Consider the following 19,036-nt stretch of genomic DNA (forward strand, 5'->3'; position numbering starts at 1 on the left):
GTCACATAGATTACACTTGGAAGAATCGAACTGCTGCCTTATTGGCGGGCGCTAAACTAGCACCGCTACTGCAAGGATTGACCTGATTGAAACAGACACCCGACGCACCGCATTCCATCTACGGGGTTGAGAAATGGGGCAAAGGCCTCATCGAGGTGACGGAGCACGGTGAGATTGGTCTGCGCAATCCCCTGGTCCCCGAAGCAGATGCGATCAGTCTGCCCGGCATTCTACACGATCTGGACGAACGCGGCATCAAGGCACCGATGCTGTTGCGCATCAGCTCATATCTGGAAAACGAAATCGCTCATATCAACGAAAGCTTCCGCGACGCCATAGCCCGCACCGGCTATAACGGCAGCTATCGTGGCGTCTTCCCGATCAAGGTGAATCAGCAGGCTCAGGTGATCGACCGGATCGTCGAGTTCGGCCAGAAATACAGCTACGGGCTTGAGGCCGGATCGAAACCCGAGCTGGTGATCGCTCTGGCGCACCGTCTGGCCAGCGAAGCGCTGATTGTTTGCAACGGCGTCAAGGATGCTGAATTCATCCAACTCGCCATCCTCAGCCGCAAGATCGGTTTCAACACGGTCATCGTTCTCGAAAGCCCGAAAGAGGCCGACACGGTCATCCAGGTCTATAAAGAGCTCGGTATCGAACCCCTGATCGGTGTGCGGGTGAAACTGACCAACCAGATCAGCGGTAAGTGGGAGGAAAGCTCGGGCGACCGCTCGGCCTTTGGTATGAACACCGATCAGCTGGTGACCACGATCGACAAGCTGAAAGAGGCCGGGCTTTTGCATTGCCTGAAGCTGCAGCATTCGCATCTGGGCTCTCAGGTTCAGGACGTCAACGACGTGCGCCGCGCCGTGGGCGAAGCCTGCCGCTACTACACCGAACTGACACGCGAAGGCGTGCCGCTGACCCATCTGGACCTTGGCGGCGGCATGGGCGTGGATTACACGGGTGAAAAGAAGGCCGCCGAGAACTCGATCAACTACACGGTCGAGGAATATTGCGCCAACGTGGTCGAGACCGTGGCCTATGCGATGGATGAGGCTAAGGTTGCCCACCCAACGCTGGTCACTGAAAGCGGCCGGGCAGTCGTGGCGACCTCGTCCATGCTGGTGTTCAATGTGCTGGAAAGCACGCTTTACGATGCACCCAATGGCCCAAAGGTGGAACCGGATGACCACCATCTGGTTTCGGACCTCGCCGCTGTCCATGGTTACCTCAGCAGCGACCGGCTGCAGGAATGCTGGAACGACGCCACCTTTTATCGCAACGAACTGCGCGCATTGTTCCGCCGCGGCTATGTCGATCTGCGCCAGATGGCCCGGTCCGAGCGGATATATCTGTCCCTAATGGCCCGCCTCAAGGCGCTGGCGGCATCCGACGACCTGGAGACGGACGTCGATGATCAGCTGGAGAAAGTGGCCGACATCTACCACTGCAACTTCTCGCTGTTCCAATCACTACCCGATGTCTGGGCCATCGACCAGCTGCACCCGATTGTTCCGCTGCAGGGCCTGAACAAAACGCCTGACCGCCGCGCGGTCCTGTCAGACATCACCTGCGACAGCGACGGCAAGATCGACCGGTTTATTCTGGCCGACGGCGTTTCACCCAGCCTGCCGGTGCATTCCCTGCCCGAAAATGGCGAGTACTTCATGGGCGTCTTCTTTGTCGGCGCCTATCAGGAAACGCTGGGTGATCTGCACAACCTGTTCGGCGACACCAACGTCGTCACCATAGACCTGCGCCCCGACGGCGGCTTTGACCTGCTGCACGAACAGGAGGGCGACACGATCAGCCAGGTCCTGTCCTATGTAGAGTTCGACCCGACCGACTGCGTCGCCGCGTTCCGCAAAATGGTGGACGAGGCAATCTCGACCGGTACTCTGATGGCCAAGGACCGCAAAACCCTGATGAGCGCCTATCGCGACTCGATCAACGGCTACACCTATTACGAATAACCCCAGAGAGGAGATTACCCCCATGGGAACTTTGAGTGGCAAAACACTGGTTGTCGGCGCGGGCGGCGTATCCCACGCCGCCGTGCATAAGATGGCGATGAATTCGGATATCTTTACCGAAATCACTCTGGCCAGCCGCACCAAATCGAAATGCGATGCCATCGCCAAGGCGGTAAAAGAACGCGTGGGCGTTGATATCGCGACCGCCGAACTGGACGCATACAAAGTCGAAGACACGGTGAAGCTGATCAGGGAAACCGGGGCCGAGATACTGGTGAACCTCGCCCTGCCCTATCAGGATCTGGTCCTGATGGACGCGTGCCTTGAGGCTGGTATCCACTATCTGGATACCGCGAATTATGAGCCCGAGGACGTGGCCAAGTTCGAATACCACTGGCAATGGGCTTATCAGGACAAGTTCAAAGAGGCGGGCCTGACTGCGATCCTCGGTTCGGGTTTTGATCCTGGCGTGACGTCGGTCTTTGCCAAATGGCTGAAGAAACACAAGCTGGACACCATTCGGCAGATCGACGTACTGGACGCCAATGGCGGCACCAACGATCAGGAATTCGCGACTAACTTCAACCCGGAGATTAACCTGCGCGAAGTGCTGGCCGAAGTCCGCCACTGGGAAAACGGCGCGTGGCAGTACAGCCCGGCGATGACCCACAAGGTCGAGTTCGACTTTCCCGCCATCGGCCAGAAAAACATGTACCTGATGTATCACGAAGAACTGGAGTCGCTCTCGACCCACTTCCCCGAGATCGAGCGTGCCCGCTTCTGGATGACCTTCGGTGACGCCTATATCACCCACGCCAAGGTGCTGGAGAATGTCGGCATGACCCGCATCGATCCGGTGATGCATGATGGTAAGGAAATTATCCCGATCCAGTTCCTGAAAACCCTGCTGCCCGATCCCGGTGATCTGGGTGCGGAAACCAAGGGCAAGGCCTGCATTGGCGACATCGCCACGGGTCAGGCCAAGGACGGCTCGGGCGAGAAGACCTTTTACATCTACAACATCTGTGACCACGAGGAATGCTACGCCGAGGTCGGCAGCCAGGCGGTCAGCTACACCACCGGGGTTCCCGCCATGATCGGCGCGGCGCAAGTGCTGAAAGGCAACTGGACCGAACCGGGTGTATGGAACATGGAACAGCTCGACCCGGACAATTTCATGGACATGCTGAATGAACACGGTCTGCCGTGGCAGGTCCACGAACTCGACGGCCCGGTCGAATTCTGACCTTACCATGAAACGAAATCGCCCGGATTTCATCTTTTCGAAAATACTCCGGGGGTCCGGGGGCAGAGCCCCCGGCCTCTCCACCTGACGGAGACGGCGGACATGACCGACATGATGACCACACAAGCCGGCGATGCAGGGGCCTTCCGCAATTTCGACTTCAACCGCGTACCGACACCTTGCTTCGTGGTCGATGAAAAAGCCGTCGAACGTAATCTGTGCATTCTCGCCGATATCGGCAACCGGTCCGGTGCACATTTCCTCAGCGCGCTCAAAGCGTTCTCGATGTTCTCTCTGGCCCCTCTGATCCGCCAATATCTCGGCGGCACCTGCGCCAGCGGCATTTACGAGGCGCGGCTGGGGCGCGAGGAATATGGCGGCGAGGTCGCAACCTTCTGCGCCGGGTACAAAGACTCGGACATGGATGAAATCCTGTTGCTGTCTGACCACATCATCTTCAACAGCCCGGCGCAAAAGGATCGGTTCCTCGCCAAGGCGCAGGCCGCGGGAGTGCAGGTCGGGCTGCGCATCAACCCCGAACATTCCGAGGGCGAGGTTCCCAAATACGACCCCTGCGCCCCATGTTCGCGCCTGGGCACGCCTGTCAATCAACTGACCGCCGAGGTACTCACCGGAGTCGACGGGCTGCACATGCACACCCTGTGCGAACAGGGGTTCGAGCCCCTACAACGCACATGGGCGGCTGTGGAGTCCAAACTCGCGCCCTTCATTAGCGGGCTGAAATGGCTGAATTTCGGCGGCGGCCATCACATCACCCGCGACGATTATGACCGCGAGGGGCTGGTGGCCTTCATCAAGAACATCCGCGCAAAATACGGCATCGACGTCTATCTCGAACCCGGCGAGGCCGTTGCGCTGGACGCGGGCATTCTGGTCGGGGAAATCCTCGACCTGCCGATCAACGGCATGAACCTTGCGATCACCGATATCTCGGCCACCTGCCACATGCCCGACGTCATCGAAGCCCCCTATCGCCCCGCGATGATGGACGAAGCCAAGGCAGGTCACACCTATCGGCTCGGCGGTCCGTCCTGTCTGGCGGGCGACGTGATCGGCGACTATACGTGGGACACGCCGCTGGAGATCGGCCAACGCTTCGCCTTTCTCGATCAGGCGCATTACTCGATGGTCAAAACCAACACATTCAACGGCGTGCCCCTGCCGACAATTGCTTTGTGGAACAGCGAAACGGATGAACTGAAAATCATCAGGCAGTTCGGCTATGACGACTTCAAAGAGAGACTCTCATGAGCATTTTCCTCGACAGTGAACTCACCGCGTCCGAACGCAGCGATGACGCCCGGTTCCGCGTGATCCCGGTGCCACTGGAGCGCACCGTCTCTTACGGGTCCGGCACCGCCAAAGGCCCCGAAGCGATCATCGAGGCCAGCAATGAACTGGAACGTATCACCGGCCATGCGGAACCCTGCGTCGAAGGCATCTTTACCGAAGCAGAGCTGGATTGTGACGCTGCCCTGCCCGAGATCATGGAACGGCTCGCTCAACGCACCGAGGCAGCGGTGCGCGCGGGCAAAATCCCCGTCGTGTTGGGGGGTGAACATTCGCTCAGCTACGGCTCGATTATGGGCGTGGCCCGCGCGTTGGGTCAGCCAATTGGTATCGTCCAGATCGACGCCCACGCTGACCTGCGCAACGCTTATCAGGGTGAGAAACATAGCCACGCCTCAGTCATGCATCTATTGGCCGAAGAAGGCGTTCGTCTGGCCCAGTTCGGTGTGCGCGCCATTTCGACCGAAGAGGCAAAAAGCCGCCTGAAAAACCACGTGTTCCATGTTGATGCCGAAGAGTTGGTGACAGGCAACATCCACGCCGTCGACCTGCCTGAGGATTTCCCCGAGTCGGTCTATGTCAGCTTTGACGTCGATGGCCTGGACCCGTCCCTGATGCCCGCCACCGGTACGCCGGTCCCCGGGGGCTTGGGCTATTATCAGGCGTTGCGATTGGTCGAACACGCGCTCAAGGGCCGCAAATGCGTAGGTTTCGACGTGGTCGAACTGGCCCCGGACGGCAATGCCGCCTGGGACTTTACGGCAGCCCAAATCGTGTACCGCTTGATGGCCGCCTGTTAACCCTCGGCGGTCTCGTTAAGCTCCATGTGGCCGCAACCCTTGTTCAGAACGCGGCGCAGCATGGGTTCGAAGAACTCCAAAGGTTTGGTCGGATAATCCGGGTCAAACGCCTTCTGATCGTATTCGTGACAGAAATAACGGCAGTCCTCCCAATGCGGACTGTCGCGGTACTTGTCGCGCGCATTCCGATCTCCGCCAAGGTGGTGGTTGTAGTAATAGCCCTGGAACACACAGTGGTGCTTGAGAATCCAATAGGTCTTTTCGCTGACATAGGGCTTCATCATCGCCGCCGACAGCTCGCCGTGGTTGTAGGGTGACAGGATATCTCCGGTGTCGTGGATTAGGGCAGCAACGACCAATTCCTCATCCGCACCGTCTTCGTAAGCACGCGTCGCTGCCTGCAGACTGTGCTGATAACGATTCACGGGATACGGCGTCCATTCCTCGTCTAGCGAGCGGATAGCATCTAGAATCCGGTCTGGAAGTGCTGCGTTATACGCTTCTTCATACTCCATTACGGCATCCCAATCGGCTTTGGTCGCCTCTTCGAAACTGGTCCAGGTTGGTTTGTGGCGTTTGTCCAGCATGGCGCGGTCCTTTGGCTCATTTGCTGGCTTCAAAATAGCTCAGGCCAGCCTTTCAAAAAAATGAATTGATTTTATCAATGCGATCAAAAAATACTTTCGACATGCAAATTAAAGCGATCGAGACCTTTCTGTGCGTTGCAGAGACCGGAGGCTTTCACGCCGCGGCCCGCAAGCTGAACGTGACCCAAACCGCCGTCAGTGCCCGTATCCGATTGATCGAAGATGAAACCGGCAAGCCGCTGTTCACACGTGGTGCCGGTGGAACCAGTCTTACGGAATTCGGGCGACAGTTCCGACCCTATGCCGAGCAGATGATGACGCTGTGGTCCTTCGCGTCCCGCGACTTGCCCGCGCAAACACAGAACCGGGTCGCCCTGCGTCTTGGCGCCCAACTCAGCATCTGGGACCCGTTGCTGGTCGATCTTGCCATTCAGTTTGAACAACGTCTTGGTCAGCTTCTGTTGACGCTCAACTATGACCATGGCCTGAACATGGTGGACGCGGTCGCGACCCATGTTCTGGACGCGGCATTGACGCATGAAATACCATCGGACCCACGTGTACAGTCTCAGGAGCTAAACTCAGAACGTCTATTGCTTGTCAGATCCCCGGAAGCGAGCGATCCGGTTTTCGTCAATCTGGAATTGGGCGAGGTTTACCAGGATCATATACGCTCGGCCGCAAGGCAGTCCTCGGGACAGACGGTCTTTCTGGGCAATTGCATGATGGCGTTGCGCTACGTCCTGAGACGGGGCGGAACAGGGTATTTTCCGGAATACGTTATCAGAGACCACCTGTCCGCAGGTAACCTTGTTCCGGTCGCCGGAGCGCTGGACCTGATGTTGCCATTATTTCTGGTGACACGTCGGGGCAGCGCAAACAATGACGATATCCTGACCTGCCTTACCGACCTGCGCGCAGCAGGCTAAGCCTCGGACAAGGTGCCGGTCCCGCTTTGCGGTCGTTTCCGCAACAACGGGCGCCCTGCGATCAGCAAAAAGAGGCACGAGATCAGGATGCCTATGACCGCCGGCAGGTATAGCAGAACCCACTGGTCAGGATTATCGATCACGACGGGTGAAACAAACCCCCGGACACCCTCAAGCAGAACCAGAATTGTAAAGGCGCCAAATATCTGTGGCCATAAACCAAAGCGCGAAAAACTGCCCAGCATCAGGGTTGCGTATCCGGCCATAGCCACAGCGACGCAAATGGCGATCCACGAAAACCTCTGGTGGAGTTCGTCGATCAGTTCGCCCTCGGTAAAGCGTTCGGCCGCTGTAATGGCATCCCGATTTCGCAATAGCTCGACTGTCGGAATGGCCTCGAGACTGCGCGCGGCAGAGCTATCGGTATTCGTCAGTTCGGATATGTCATACGACGCATCATCAAAAAGGGTCGAGGACAGGGTTTTGCCCTGGTGGTCAAAACGCAGTGCGATCCCTTCGACCATCACAAGGTGAATTCCGGTGCCGTTGTTGACCAGGTAAGCCGTCTTCGAAGAATAGCTGACCGGATTCAACCTGTCCCGCCGGTCTGAGACGAACACCTCGTGCAGCGTGCCGTCCAGGTCGATTCTGCCGATATAGACGGTTACACCATACGTCGGGTGCAGAAACTCACCCTCGTTCAGCAACTGTGCGGTAACGTCCCCTGCAACTTCGGCCTGACGTTGTTCCAGTTGCTCAACAGAAGCCGGGCGCAAAAAGACACTGATGACGGCCATTATCATTCCGGCCACGATACCAAACAGAAATACGGCGCGCGCCAACCGCCATGGGCTGGAGCCGGTGGCCAGCATCACCGTCAGTTCGCTTTCGCGGCTCAGGCGGTTGGTGGCATAAACCGCGGCGGCAAACACCGCCATGGGCATTACGGTCCGGATCAGTGTTGGCAGGGTCAGCGCGGTAAATTCGAGAAATACAATGGCTGGCTGGCCGCCGCTGATCACACGGTCAAACAGGCTGACGGACCGGGTGATCCAGAACACGCCCACCAGAACCAGGGTGAAAAAGCCGAATAGAATCAGCAATTGCCGCAGGAAATATCCATCAAAGCGCGACATGTACCCTCTTCCGCGTATCCGTAATGCGCGGGACCTTATGTCATTCCACCGGCATAGGAAACCGCGATTGACCGAATAGCATATTTCCCGATCCGGTTCAGGCGTAAACGAACATTAATTTTCACAACAGGCGAAATTCAGCACGGCTGCCAATCTGTCCATAAGGAACAGCCAGCCATGCAAAGGAGGGTGCTATGATGGCATATGCAGATTTCATTACTGGAAACGGTATCTTTTCAAACCTTTTCGCGTCCGCAGAGGACAGAAAGGCAAGGCGTGAAAAGAAAGCCGAGTACAAAAGAAAAAAGCGCGAAGTCGATATGATGTCGGAAAAGGAACTGATGGATCTTGGATATTGCAGACGGGATCTGCACGAGATCGTTTATCGGCATCATTTCACTGGCTAAGCGCGTCGCCGAAAAAGCCCCGCGGCGCGGCAAACAAACAAAGCGTTGTCGCGCCCGGACGCCATTTCCAACCGATTTCATAAAGTATCTCGCATGTAAGTCGCCAGCCGAGGCCACCAACAACGGGTTGGCTGATTTTACCTCTAATCCGGCAAAATGTAGATCGTCAGGTAGCACAACAGCTGGAACCCGCCTTGAACCATGTGGTTTTCTTCCAGATCGAATTTCATGACGGTCTGGTCCGAGAGAAAAAACGCCAGCCACAGGCCAAGCGACACGATAAAGGCCATGTCCACCCGCCTGATCCAGATATCCTTGCGTTCATAAGACGTTACAGCCGCGAAAAGGAACAAAAGCGCTGACAGTAGAGCCCACAGAATGATGCCGACAAAAAGGGAGACATCAATCGTAGTGGTCGACCCGAACTGCTCCAGCGTCTTTACAAGGAAGGGATAGTTGTTGCCGTCGAACCACGGGGTCGAGGTAAATCCCAAAAGCTCCAGCCCGCCTATGAAATCGGTCAGAAACGCAAACGCCCACCAGAGAAACCAGAAGATCACCAAACCCTGTTTAAACAAAACCCGCATTGATCGCCCCACGATCCAATTTTCGAAATATGCATGAGCAGGATACGCGGCATTGCAAAAAAACAAAAATTCGTGGCATCCATACCGAAGTACCCGAGGTACTTTTTGCAGGCGGGCCTGGTGGATTTTTAGGAAATGGCAGGGGCAGCAGGGTTCGAACCCGCGACCTACGGTTTTGGAGACCGTCGCTCTACCAACTGAGCTATACCCCTAAGGTGCGCCTCAGATATGCCAGCCGCGCGGCGGACTCAAGAGGCTTTTTCAGATTCCGTTACACTAATGCAAATGACAAACAAGTTGCGCGCGGCGTTGAGTTCTATAAGACACGGCTTGGCCAGTATGAAGGACCCCATCCGTGAGTATCCGCAAAAAGATCGCCGACAGCGAAGCCGTCCTGAACTGGGCAGCACGGCGCATCGCGGGCTATATCCGGATGGTCAACCGCAACACGAAATGGCAGCGCGTCGGTTATGAAGAACTGGACCAGCTCGCCGACCAGGGTGAACCTGTCATCGTTGTGTTGTGGCATCAGAGGCTGGCACAGTCGCCCTATTTCTTTCCGCTGGACAAGGGGCGCATCTGCTCGATCACGTCCGCCGCACGGGCGGGCAGCATGGTGGGTCGGGTCCAGAAACTGTTCGGAATGGACACCATTGCTATGTCCAGCCGCAAGCGCCACGTCGCCTTGTCGCGAGAGGTGTTGGGCATGATGAAAAAGGGCATCTCGATCGGAATTGCCGCTGACGGACCGCGTGGACCCGAGCGCGTGTTGTCCACCGTGCCCCTGGTCTGGGCGCGCTCGTCCGGCAAGCGGGTGTTCGGAATTACGTTTTCCGCCCGCCATGGGCGGGAGGCCGGGACCTGGGATCGCCTGTTGATGCCGCGCCCGTGGCGAAATGAAGGTGTGTTTCTGTGCCGGGAGTGGACCGAGACTGTGCCGCGCAAAGCCTCGGAGGAGCAGATCGAAGCGTTGCGCCAGAGTCTTGAGAACCACATGAACGACATCACCGCCGAAGCTGACCGCCTGGTCGGGCGCGAACCGTGGTCGCCCAGGAATTAACCGCCCCTGAGGCGCTGCATCAGGTAAACTTCACTACCCTCGGGGATCGGTTCGGTCAGCCCGCTGGCGATGACGCGCCCGTCAATGGCGATGGACACGCCCGCATCAATCGGACCCTGAAGCTGCGGATGCACGCGCACCAGTTCCTTCAGCAATTCGCCGGTGGTCTTGGCCTCGACCTCAACCACCTGCTGGCCCCCGGTCAGAGACCGGAGGCCTGACCAGAGGTGAACCTCAACCATTGTCCTTGAGCGCCGCCAGAATGCGTGGCGGTGACATCGGCAACTGATGCATCCGCACACCCGCCGCATGCGAAACCGCATTGGCGATCGCAGCCAGTGGCGGCACGATACCGGTTTCACCGACACCGCGCACCCCGAACGGGTGGCCAGGGTTCGGCACCTCGACGATCACGGTGTCGATCATCGGCAGATCGCTGGCGACCGGGATGCGATAATCGAGAAAGATCGAGTTCTGCAGGCGACCGTCGTCGCCGTAGATGTACTCTTCATTCAGCGCCCAGCCGATGCCCTGTGCGGCACCGCCCTGATATTGCCCTTCAACATAGGTCGGGTGGATTGCCTTCCCGGCATCCTGAATGACCGTGTAGCGGGTCACGCTGGTCTTACCGGTTTCCGGATCGACCTCAGCATCGACGATATGGGTGCCGAATGACACGCCCGCGCCTTCCGGTGTTGCTTCGAAATGGCCCGAAATCGGGCCACCGGTCGCGCCCATATGGGCGGTGATGTCCGCCAGCGGGCGCGGGTCGAAGTCACCTGCGTTGGGGCCTGAGGGCACCGCGCAGCCGTTTTCCCATTTAACCGCATCGACCGGGATACCCCAGCTGGCCGCCGCGCGGGCGCATAGCTGCTCTACCGCGTGGCGCGCCGCCTTGATAGTCGCCAATCCGCTGGCATAAGTCACGCGCGAGCCGTGTGAGACGTCGTTGTAGCCCAGCGAGGCTGTGTCAGCGACAGTCACCCGGATGTTTTCGTAAGGAATGCCCAGAACTTCGGCCGCCATCAGCGCCATAGACGCGCGCGAGCCACCGATATCGGGCGTGCCCACCATCACCTGAGCGGAGCCATCCTCGGACAGCGCCAGCGAGACGCTGGTTTCGCCACCGTGGTTGAACCAGAAACCGCAGGATATCCCGCGCCCCTGCCCCGGCTTCAGCGGCGCCGAGTAATGCGGATGCGCCTTGGCCGCTTCCAGTGTTTCGACCAGACCGATACGTTCGTAACGCGGGCCGTAGCTGGCCTTTGTGCCCTCATGCGCCGCGTTTTTCAGGCGTACCTCAATTGGGTCGAGCCCCAGCTTCTTGCAAAGCTCGTCAATCACCGACTCGACCGCAAAAGCCCCCATCGGGGCACCCGGCGCCCGGTAGGCCGCCTGTTTTGGGCGGTTGGCCATCACGTCATAGCCAACCTGCTTCACATTGGTCAGGTTATAAGGCGCAAATGCGCACATGGCGGTCATATCGCCCGGCGCGCCGGGGAAGGCCCCGCCTTGCAAGCGGAAGACGCCCTGAGCCGCCGAGATTGTGCCATCCTTCTTCATCCCGATCTTGACGTCCATCGACGCCGACGAGGTCGGACCCGTTGCCCGGAACACCTCGGACCGGGTCATCACCAACTTGACCGGGCGATTGGCCTTGCGGCTCAACGCCAGTGCCACCGGTTCAATGAAGACGGTGGTCTTGCCGCCAAATCCGCCACCGATTTCCGACGCGGTGACACGCAGTTGCGAAGTTTCGATCCCTAGCAACGCCGCGCAGGTCTTTTGCGCGATCCAGTGGCCCTGGGTGGTGCACCACAGCTCGCCCTTGCCGTCACTGCCCAGCGTCGCCAGACAGGCATGGGGTTCGATGTAACCCTGATGGGTGGCTTCGGTGGCAAAACTGTCTTCGATGACCAGATCGGCCTCGGCGAAGCCGGCCTCGACATCGCCATGGCCACTTTCATGGTAACGCACAACGTTCGGGTGCATCCCCTCGGGCACCGAGTAATCCGCCGCCCCTTCACGGATCACCGGAGCGTCCGGAGCCATCGCCTTGTCCACATCGGTGACATGGGGCAGCACTTCGTATTCGACTTCGATCAGCTTCAGGGCATCGCGCGCTGCCAGCGCCGAGGTTGCCGCAACCGCTGCCACCGCATGCCCATCATAGAGCGCCTTCTCTCCTGCCATTACGTTTTCCAGCACGTTCCAGAATTCGCCTTCCAGACCGGGCTTGAAAGGAACATCGGCGAAATCGGCACGGGTCACGACAGCTTTGACGTCTTTATGCGCCTCAGCCTTCGAAGCGTCGATCTTCACGATCCGCGCGTGCGCATGGGGCGAACGCAGAATTGCACCGTGCAGCATACCGGGCGCATAGGCGTCAGCCCCGAACCTGGCGCGGCCGGTGACCTTATCCAGCCCGTCCGGGCGATCGGGGCGGGTACCAACGAAGGTGAAGTCCGATTTACGATCGTCGAGTGCCATTACGAAGCCTCCCGCAGTTCTTCGGCCGTTTCCATCACGGCGCGAATGATCTTGTCATAACCGGTGCAGCGGCAAAGGTTGCCTGCCAGCCAGTACCGGGCTTCCTCTTCAGTCGGATTGGGGTTTTTCTCCAGCAGCGACTTGGCCGCCACCAGAATGCCAGGTGTGCAGATGCCGCATTGCAGGGCGGCATGTTCGATGAACTTTTTCTGCAGTGGGTGCAGGACATCGCCGTCCGCGATGCCTTCGACGGTTTCGATCTGCTTACCCTCGGCCTCGACCCCCAGCATCAGGCAGGAACAGACCAGACGACCATCAACCGTGACCGAGCACGCGCCGCAGTCACCGGTACCGCAGCCCTCCTTCGCACCGGTCAGATTCAGTTTGTCACGCAGGCAATCCAGCAGGGTCTCGCGCGGATCGCAGAGGTATTCGACCGCATCGCCATTGACAGTAGTGGATACGTGGAACTTGCTCATGCTTGTTCTCCCTTCGCACGGGCATAGGCGATTTTAGCGGCCCGTTTGGCCAGTACTCCGGCGACCTCGGTGCGGAACTCGATGGTGCCACGCTTGTCGTCAATCGGGTTGCAGGCGGCGGATGCGGAAGCGGCCAGAGCATCCAGCGCCGCGTCGTCCAGAGTGGTGCCAATGATGGCCTTGGCGCAGTCCTCAACCAGCAGCACGGTCGGCGCAACAGCGCCCAGCGACACGCGCGCTTCGGTAATGGTGTCGCCGTCCAGACGCAGGTTGACGCCGACGCCTACCACAGCGATGTCCATCTCGGTCCGCGGGATGAAACGCAGATAGGCGTCCCCGCCATTCTCACCCCGTGCGGGGATGTGAACAGCCGAGATCAATTCGCCCTTCGCCAGCGACGTCCTGCCCGGGCCTGTCGGGATGTCTTCGACCGCGACCTCACGATCACCATCCGGGCCGGTGACCGTGACGGTCACACCCGCGGCCACCATGGCGGGCACGGAATCCGCGGCCGGAGAACCATTGCACAGATTCCCGGTTAACGTCGCGCGTCCTTGAACCTGGGTCGATCCGATCAGGTCCATCGCCTCGACCACGCCGGGCCAGTCCCGGCCCAGTTCGGGATGTTCGCTCATCTCGGCACCGGTGGCTGCGACGCCCAGCGTCCAGCTGCCATCGGCATTGCTGTTGATGTCACTGACGCCATCAATCTTTTTGATGTCGATCAGCGTATCGGGCGTTACCAGGTCCGAGCGCAGCTGAACCAGAACGTCCGTGCCACCTGCCAAGAACCGAGTAATGCCCGGCGCATTCGCGGCCAGCGCCGAGGCTTCGGCAAAACTGGCGGGGCTGTGATAATCCATGAATATACCTCGCACCTGATGATCAGGATTCACTGGGGTTTGCAGGGGACGTTAGTGCAGCAACCCCACGGCGTCCATGGCTGGAACGACCAATTTTTGCGATTCAAAATGTCGTTTCCAGACCTCAGATCAGAGGTCGATCTCGATCACCCCATTTTGCTGGGTTGCGCGACTTTGGCACAGGATGATTGCGTCTTCGCGCTGCTTGTTCGACAGGACGAAATCGCGGTGCTCAATATCGCCGGAAATCACCCCGCATTTGCAGACGCCGCAGATGCCATCCGAGCATTTGACATCCACGTGAATCCCCGCCTCGTTCAGCACCTGAGCGGCGTCCTTATCCTCGGGGACGGTCAGTTCCCGACCTGATTTTGCCAGTTTCAGCGTGAAAGGGTGGTTTTCATACTCCGGCTGTTCCGGGACCGAGAAATATTCAAGATGCCGCGCCTCTTCTGGGAAACCCTGTTGCGTCGCCGCCTGTATAACGCCGTCCATATAGCGGTCCGGTCCGCAGGTGTAGACATGACAGCCATCCTGATAGCCCGACAGGATCGCGCCCAGATTGGCACGCGTGCCTTCGTCCGAGAAATGGTAATGCACGTGATCCGCCCATGGCATCGCCGCCAGATCACTCAGGTACCCGGCACCGGCCCGTGTACCGGCCGAATAGTGCAGTTCGAACGGTTGACCCAGCGCGTGCAGGCGATGGGCGAAGGCGATCATCGGGGTGATGCCAATGCCGCCGCCCATCAGGTAAGTTTTGGTTGCCGTCTCGTCCAGTTCGAAGTGGTTGATAGGTTTCGAGATGAAAACCTTGCGACCTTCATTGAAAATCCGGTGCAAGAGGGCTGACCCTCCGCGCCCTTCATCCTCGCGCAGCACCCCGATCTGATAGACGGACCGATCGGACGGATCCCCGGACATGGAATACTGTCGCAGAAATTCAGGAGCCACCAGCACGTCCAGATGCGCCCCAGCGGTCCAGTCGGGCAGCGGAGCACCATTGATCGGCGAAAACTCGTATTTGGTTACATCGGCTGTCATCTTGTCGACCTTGGTCAATTCGACACGCATCACCGGAGCGTCGCCGGCGATCTGATAGCGGTGCACCACAGACATGTCGCCGGCTGCCTTTCGCGCCTTGTACTCCTCGGCGGTCACCAGTGCCTCATAGGCGGCGATCCCGGCCTCGCGGTCCATCGCAAAGGGATAGGGCCAGGGGTGCGGCGCCAGATAGGCGGGGTAGACGGCCAGCGTCTGGTCCGCATATTTCAGGTCCAGATCCTTTTGCAGGTCGCGCCGGTTCAGGGGATGTTCCGAGGGGCGATAGGCCCCGTCAGGTTGCAACTCGATATCCCACCACCATTTTTTGATGTCGTTCAGACCGCCATTGCCCGCCGCGTCATCCAACTTCGCCAATACAGGCGCCGCTTGCGGAATATTCATCGCCGCCCAGCGGAACGGGCGTTCCTTGAAAATCCCCTCGAGGTTCCAAGGGCAGGTCTTCATGCAACGCCCGCACATCGCCCCGCCTGGCGTGGTCACGCGATAGGTGGCGCATTTCTGGCTGTCGGATTTCCAGATTTCATAGCCGTTGAACATCAGTTTCGGCCCGGCGGTAATCGCCCCGGACGGGCATTCCCGCGCGCATTTGTTGCATGACTCGCAAAAGGTCTGCAGGCCGAAATCGATCGGCTTGTCATGGCCCATCGGCATATCCGTCGTCACGACACCCGATTTCAGGCGCGGCCCCAGATAGGGGTTCAGGATGACCTCGCCGATGCGACTGACCTCTCCCAAGCCGGACAGCAGCAACAAGGGTGGCTGCAATACCTCCCCGTCCATCACCGTGTGCGCCTTGGCCTTGTAGCCGAGGTTGCGGATTTGCTGCGCGATCACACCGCCCAGCAGCGAGAACCGCAAATAGGCGCGCATGGATTGCGCGACGCTGATCCAGTCGTCACCGCTGGCGCCCTCCATGGTTTCATAACCCTGATCGATGATCATGCTGATGGCCTGATCATGGGGCGGTACGATCTCCTCTCCGGTTGCGTCGTGGGAATACCAGGTCCATTCGGGACAGCGGCTAAGCCCGACCGCATCCGCGCCAAGGAAATACGTCGCGGCCTTGATGTTTGCCGCATTCCGGTCTGCATCGGTAGGCGGCGTAGCAGCTGCGCTTTCTCCGTCTTGCAACAGCACAAACGCGCCCAGCGCACGCCTTTGCGCGAAGCTTGGAGCGGCTTTGCGCACGTAGTGCCCACCCTTCGCTGCATCCTGCAGCGCCTTACCCATGTCACCGAACTGCGCCCGCGCGAACATGTCGGCGCGCTTGGGAACTCGGGCGACATTCTCTTCGTCGATATAGGTGGTCGGCGTCTCGACGCGTTTGAGATTTTCAAACGGGTGAGCCCCGTCCACATAGCGCCGTTTGGCATAAGGGTCGCGGTTCAGCGCGTTCTTGGCAAAACCCGTTCCCAGCCACCAGGCCGGGCCTTGCGTACGAAACCACGGCTGCTGCGCCATCGGCCGCAGCGGCTGATCATGCACAATCTCCATCTCGGTCGTCACGGCCGCCAGACCGAACCGTCTGCCCAGCCACGGTGCAACAATATCCCCATCCTCGACCGAGGCCAGCCCCGCCGCCACCGCCAGCTTGCCCAGATCCACCTCAGACGACGTCGTCGTATGCGCCCGCGCATCAAACCCCAGCAAACGGATATAGTTTGCGATCACCACCGCATTCTCGGTCGCCAGCAAACAGGCGCGGTGATCCTGTGCGTCCGCAATCCACTCGGCACCCGGCTCATCCGGGTCGGGGTCACGGTTATGTTCGTATAGGAAAACTATGGCATGGCGGTGCGTACCCATCGGTTTAGGTGGGGCCTCCATGCTTTCCTTCAAATCAGCCATGATCACGTCGATGCCCGAGGCCAGCGTCTTGGTCTGCCGCGTGCGCAGAGCGTGGGCCAGACGGTCAATATCGGGGTTGCGGCGCGGTTCGCTGAGCAGCGCCTCGGGCGACAACGGTCCGCAGCCCATCATCGAGGCATCGTTGAAATAGCCAAATGCCTTGAGGTGATTGGACCGCTCGACGGGGTCTGCCGGAATTTCGGATTCGACCGGATTAACAAACCCGTCGCGAATGGCGTCCATCATCGCCTGAAATTCACCCATGGCGTTGACGATGCTTGCGGGCTGATCAGGCCGGTGAAAGCTGAGCGCGGGCATCGGCTGCGCCGAAGACAGGTCAGGCATCCGGCTTTGGCGGGCCAAACGCTCCAGCGGGTAGCGCCCCATGTGGACCGGTCTGTTCTTGTCCGAGAAAAAACGGATCCCCATGGCGCACCTCCTGTTGCTGATTGTCACCTAATGCACTGTAGACAGCAAAACCATTCATGAATAATCATAAACGATATGAACAAAACTGATTTCACCGACTTGGACGGCAAGGTCCTTCGCGTCTTTCTGACCATTCTCGAGGAAAGTTCCGTCTCAAAAGCCGCCGACCGGCTGGGCGTGACGCAATCGGCAATCAGCCACACGCTGAGTAAATTGCGCCAAGTGTTAGGTGACCCGCTTTTCGTGCGATCCGGGCAAGGCTTAACGCCAACCGAACGCGCCCTATCACTGAAAGAGCCGGTGCAACAGGTACTCGACGGTATGCGCGCACTGACCGAGGAGCGCCCCTTCGATCCGCAGTCCGAAGAGCTGAGTATCCAGATTGCAACCAACGACATGCCGCGCGAGCTGATCTTTCCCCGGTTATTGAGGGACGTTCGGGCCGAGGGCGTGCGGCTGAAACTTGGCTTTATCCCGTCCGGCGTACCAGACCCGGATCTGTTGCGCAGCGACCGGTGCCAGTTGATGCTGACCCCACTGCCCCCTGACGGCCCGGATATTTTCCAGAAACGAGTGCTCAGCAGCCCTTTGATGATCTTTTTCGATGGCAACCGCCGCGCACCGCCTGACAGTTGGCAATCATATTGCGAAACCGAGCATGTCGAAGTGCGGTTCGCGGACGGTCGCAGTTCCCGCGCGGTCATGCGCGGCGTGGATCAGACCCAGATCAGGTCACCCACCGTCTCTTTGCCGCATTTCAACGCAATTCCTTCCTTCGTAAAGGGCAGCGATCTGATTTCGACCGACACAGCCCTGATGAAGCACGGACCCTTGGCGGCGCTCGATTGTGCACCTTTGCCCTTCGCCTGCGAACCAGTTTCGATTTACATGGTGTGGCACCAGCGATCCGCAAACGATCCGGCCCATCGCTGGTTGCGCGACCGGATCGAAATCATCGCTTCGACGCTTCAGGCCTGAGACAACAACCAGTCCTTCATCACGGCAACAAGCTCGGGTTGGCGCGGCCTTTTGGGCACTACCACAAAAAAGCCGAGGTCTTCGATCAGCACGTCAGACAGCGGTTGCAGCAGCCGACCCGATGCAAGTTCCGCCGAAACCAAAGGCGCATTCGCCAGTGCAATACCATGCCCGGACACCGCCGCGTCAATTGCCAGACTGGTCTGGCTGAAATTCATCATGCGGGGTTTGCCTGCCACGCCGACCCGCTCCAGAAACAGAGGCCAGAGCCCATGCGTGTCGTTCAGCAGGACATAGCTCATCAGATCGGACGGGTGATTCACATGACCTGCAAGGCCAGGGCTGCAAACAAGGATGAACTCAGTCGCAAACAACGGTACTGCGATCAGATCGGTCCCAAAGGGCGCACGACCCTGACGCACCGCCAAATCCACTCCGTCGCTCCGGAAATCAGCCAGCCGTTCGCGCGCATCGACCTGAACCGTGATATCCGGGTGTTTGGCAGTGAAATCACTCAGACGGGGCACCAGCCATTTCGAGGCGAAACTGGGGGTGACGGAAATCGTAATTTGTCGATCCCCTGACAAATCTTCCACAGCGCCTTCGATCAACCGAAACGCGCGCCGCAGCGGTGCGTGAAAGCGCCGACCCGCCTCTGTCAGCACCAGACCACGGGGCACGCGGTCGAACAGCTTCTCAGACAACCGCGCCTCCAACCCGCGCACCTGCTGCGCAACGGCACCTTGCGTAACCCCGAGTTCCTCGGCCGCAAGACGAAAGTTCAAGTGTCGGGCCGAAGCTTCAAAGGCCCGGAGCGCGTTCAGAGGCGGAAGAGCGGCCATACA

The 19,036-nt window shown here is 59.1% G+C and carries 17 protein-coding genes and 1 tRNA gene; 8 read left to right on the top strand and 10 right to left on the bottom strand.

Features of this window, described 5'->3' with window-relative positions; translation table 11 throughout:
* Positions 1 to 86: 86 nt before the first annotated feature.
* From speA to speB, 4 genes are all read left to right on the top strand, one after another.
* Positions 87 to 1,976, top strand: a complete 1,890-nt coding sequence (speA, locus tag GOX66_RS16175) for a biosynthetic arginine decarboxylase (RefSeq protein ID WP_170763777.1) — start codon at positions 87 to 89, stop codon at positions 1,974 to 1,976.
* Between the two features lie 22 nt (positions 1,977 to 1,998).
* On the top strand, positions 1,999 to 3,222 hold the full coding sequence (locus tag GOX66_RS16180) for a saccharopine dehydrogenase family protein (RefSeq protein WP_170763778.1): 1,224 nt from the start codon (positions 1,999 to 2,001) through the stop codon (positions 3,220 to 3,222).
* Between the two features lie 102 nt (positions 3,223 to 3,324).
* Positions 3,325 to 4,494 carry a carboxynorspermidine decarboxylase gene (gene nspC / locus GOX66_RS16185; RefSeq protein WP_170763779.1) on the top strand — a complete coding sequence of 390 codons (1,170 nt, stop codon included), beginning with the start codon at positions 3,325 to 3,327 and terminating at the stop codon, positions 4,492 to 4,494.
* Positions 4,491 to 5,333, top strand: coding sequence for an agmatinase (gene speB / locus GOX66_RS16190; protein ID WP_170763780.1), 843 nt, complete (start codon positions 4,491 to 4,493; stop codon positions 5,331 to 5,333). Before nspC ends, speB begins: the two co-directional genes overlap by 4 nt.
* On the opposite strand, the gene GOX66_RS16195 is transcribed toward speB, so the two are convergent.
* A complete protein-coding gene (locus GOX66_RS16195) occupies positions 5,330 to 5,920 on the bottom strand; it encodes an HD domain-containing protein (RefSeq protein ID WP_170763781.1) in 591 nt (196 codons plus the stop codon). The genes speB and GOX66_RS16195 overlap by 4 nt on opposite strands.
* Positions 5,921 to 6,021: 101 nt before the next feature.
* Between GOX66_RS16195 and GOX66_RS16200 the strand changes: the two genes are divergently transcribed.
* A complete protein-coding gene (locus GOX66_RS16200) occupies positions 6,022 to 6,849 on the top strand; it encodes a LysR family transcriptional regulator (RefSeq protein WP_170763782.1) in 828 nt (275 codons plus the stop codon).
* On the opposite strand, the gene lptF is transcribed toward GOX66_RS16200, so the two are convergent.
* Positions 6,846 to 7,985 (bottom strand): LPS export ABC transporter permease LptF, encoded by a 1,140-nt coding sequence (gene lptF / locus GOX66_RS16205; protein ID WP_170763783.1) that lies wholly within the window; start codon positions 7,983 to 7,985, stop codon positions 6,846 to 6,848. The two genes, GOX66_RS16200 and lptF, sit on opposite strands and share 4 nt — an antisense overlap.
* A gap of 194 nt (positions 7,986 to 8,179) precedes the next feature.
* Between lptF and GOX66_RS16210 the strand changes: the two genes are divergently transcribed.
* Entirely contained in the window at positions 8,180 to 8,392 is a 213-nt protein-coding gene (locus tag GOX66_RS16210) for a hypothetical protein (protein WP_170763784.1), read from the top strand.
* A 143-nt stretch (positions 8,393 to 8,535) separates the two neighbouring features.
* Here GOX66_RS16210 and GOX66_RS16215 read toward each other — a convergent pair whose 3' ends face one another.
* Complete coding sequence (locus GOX66_RS16215) at positions 8,536 to 8,979, bottom strand: hypothetical protein (RefSeq protein WP_170763785.1); 444 nt, start codon at positions 8,977 to 8,979, stop codon at positions 8,536 to 8,538.
* A 136-nt stretch (positions 8,980 to 9,115) separates the two neighbouring features.
* Positions 9,116 to 9,191, bottom strand: a tRNA-Trp gene (locus GOX66_RS16220).
* Between the two features lie 143 nt (positions 9,192 to 9,334).
* Between GOX66_RS16220 and GOX66_RS16225 the strand changes: the two genes are divergently transcribed.
* Complete coding sequence (locus GOX66_RS16225) at positions 9,335 to 10,039, top strand: DUF374 domain-containing protein (RefSeq protein WP_170763786.1); 705 nt, start codon at positions 9,335 to 9,337, stop codon at positions 10,037 to 10,039.
* On the opposite strand, the gene GOX66_RS16230 is transcribed toward GOX66_RS16225, so the two are convergent.
* The 5 genes from GOX66_RS16230 to GOX66_RS16250 form a co-directional block, all read right to left on the bottom strand.
* The gene (locus GOX66_RS16230; protein WP_170763787.1) at positions 10,036 to 10,281 is read right to left on the bottom strand and encodes a MoaD/ThiS family protein; all 246 of its coding nucleotides are present in this window, start codon (positions 10,279 to 10,281) and stop codon (positions 10,036 to 10,038) included. The genes GOX66_RS16225 and GOX66_RS16230 overlap by 4 nt on opposite strands.
* Positions 10,274 to 12,529: a xanthine dehydrogenase family protein molybdopterin-binding subunit gene (locus tag GOX66_RS16235; protein WP_170763788.1), complete on the bottom strand. Its 2,256-nt coding sequence runs from the start codon at positions 12,527 to 12,529 to the stop codon at positions 10,274 to 10,276. The genes GOX66_RS16230 and GOX66_RS16235 overlap by 8 nt, the downstream gene beginning before the upstream one ends.
* Positions 12,529 to 13,008 carry a (2Fe-2S)-binding protein gene (locus tag GOX66_RS16240; RefSeq protein WP_170763789.1) on the bottom strand — a complete coding sequence of 160 codons (480 nt, stop codon included), beginning with the start codon at positions 13,006 to 13,008 and terminating at the stop codon, positions 12,529 to 12,531. The genes GOX66_RS16235 and GOX66_RS16240 overlap by 1 nt, the downstream gene beginning before the upstream one ends.
* Positions 13,005 to 13,871 (bottom strand): FAD binding domain-containing protein, encoded by an 867-nt coding sequence (locus tag GOX66_RS16245; protein ID WP_170763790.1) that lies wholly within the window; start codon positions 13,869 to 13,871, stop codon positions 13,005 to 13,007. Before GOX66_RS16245 ends, GOX66_RS16240 begins: the two co-directional genes overlap by 4 nt.
* 129 nt (positions 13,872 to 14,000) lie before the next feature.
* Positions 14,001 to 17,213, bottom strand: a complete 3,213-nt coding sequence (locus GOX66_RS16250) for a reductive dehalogenase (RefSeq protein ID WP_170763791.1) — start codon at positions 17,211 to 17,213, stop codon at positions 14,001 to 14,003.
* A 75-nt stretch (positions 17,214 to 17,288) separates the two neighbouring features.
* Between GOX66_RS16250 and GOX66_RS16255 the strand changes: the two genes are divergently transcribed.
* Entirely contained in the window at positions 17,289 to 18,191 is a 903-nt protein-coding gene (locus GOX66_RS16255; protein ID WP_170763792.1) for a LysR family transcriptional regulator, read from the top strand.
* Here GOX66_RS16255 and GOX66_RS16260 read toward each other — a convergent pair.
* The gene (locus GOX66_RS16260; RefSeq protein ID WP_170763793.1) at positions 18,182 to 19,033 is read right to left on the bottom strand and encodes a LysR substrate-binding domain-containing protein; all 852 of its coding nucleotides are present in this window, start codon (positions 19,031 to 19,033) and stop codon (positions 18,182 to 18,184) included. The genes GOX66_RS16255 and GOX66_RS16260 overlap by 10 nt on opposite strands.
* Between the last annotated feature and the right edge of the window lie 3 nt (positions 19,034 to 19,036).

This window comes from Ruegeria lacuscaerulensis, assembly GCF_013031245.1.
GTDB lineage: Bacteria > Pseudomonadota > Alphaproteobacteria > Rhodobacterales > Rhodobacteraceae > Ruegeria > Ruegeria lacuscaerulensis_C.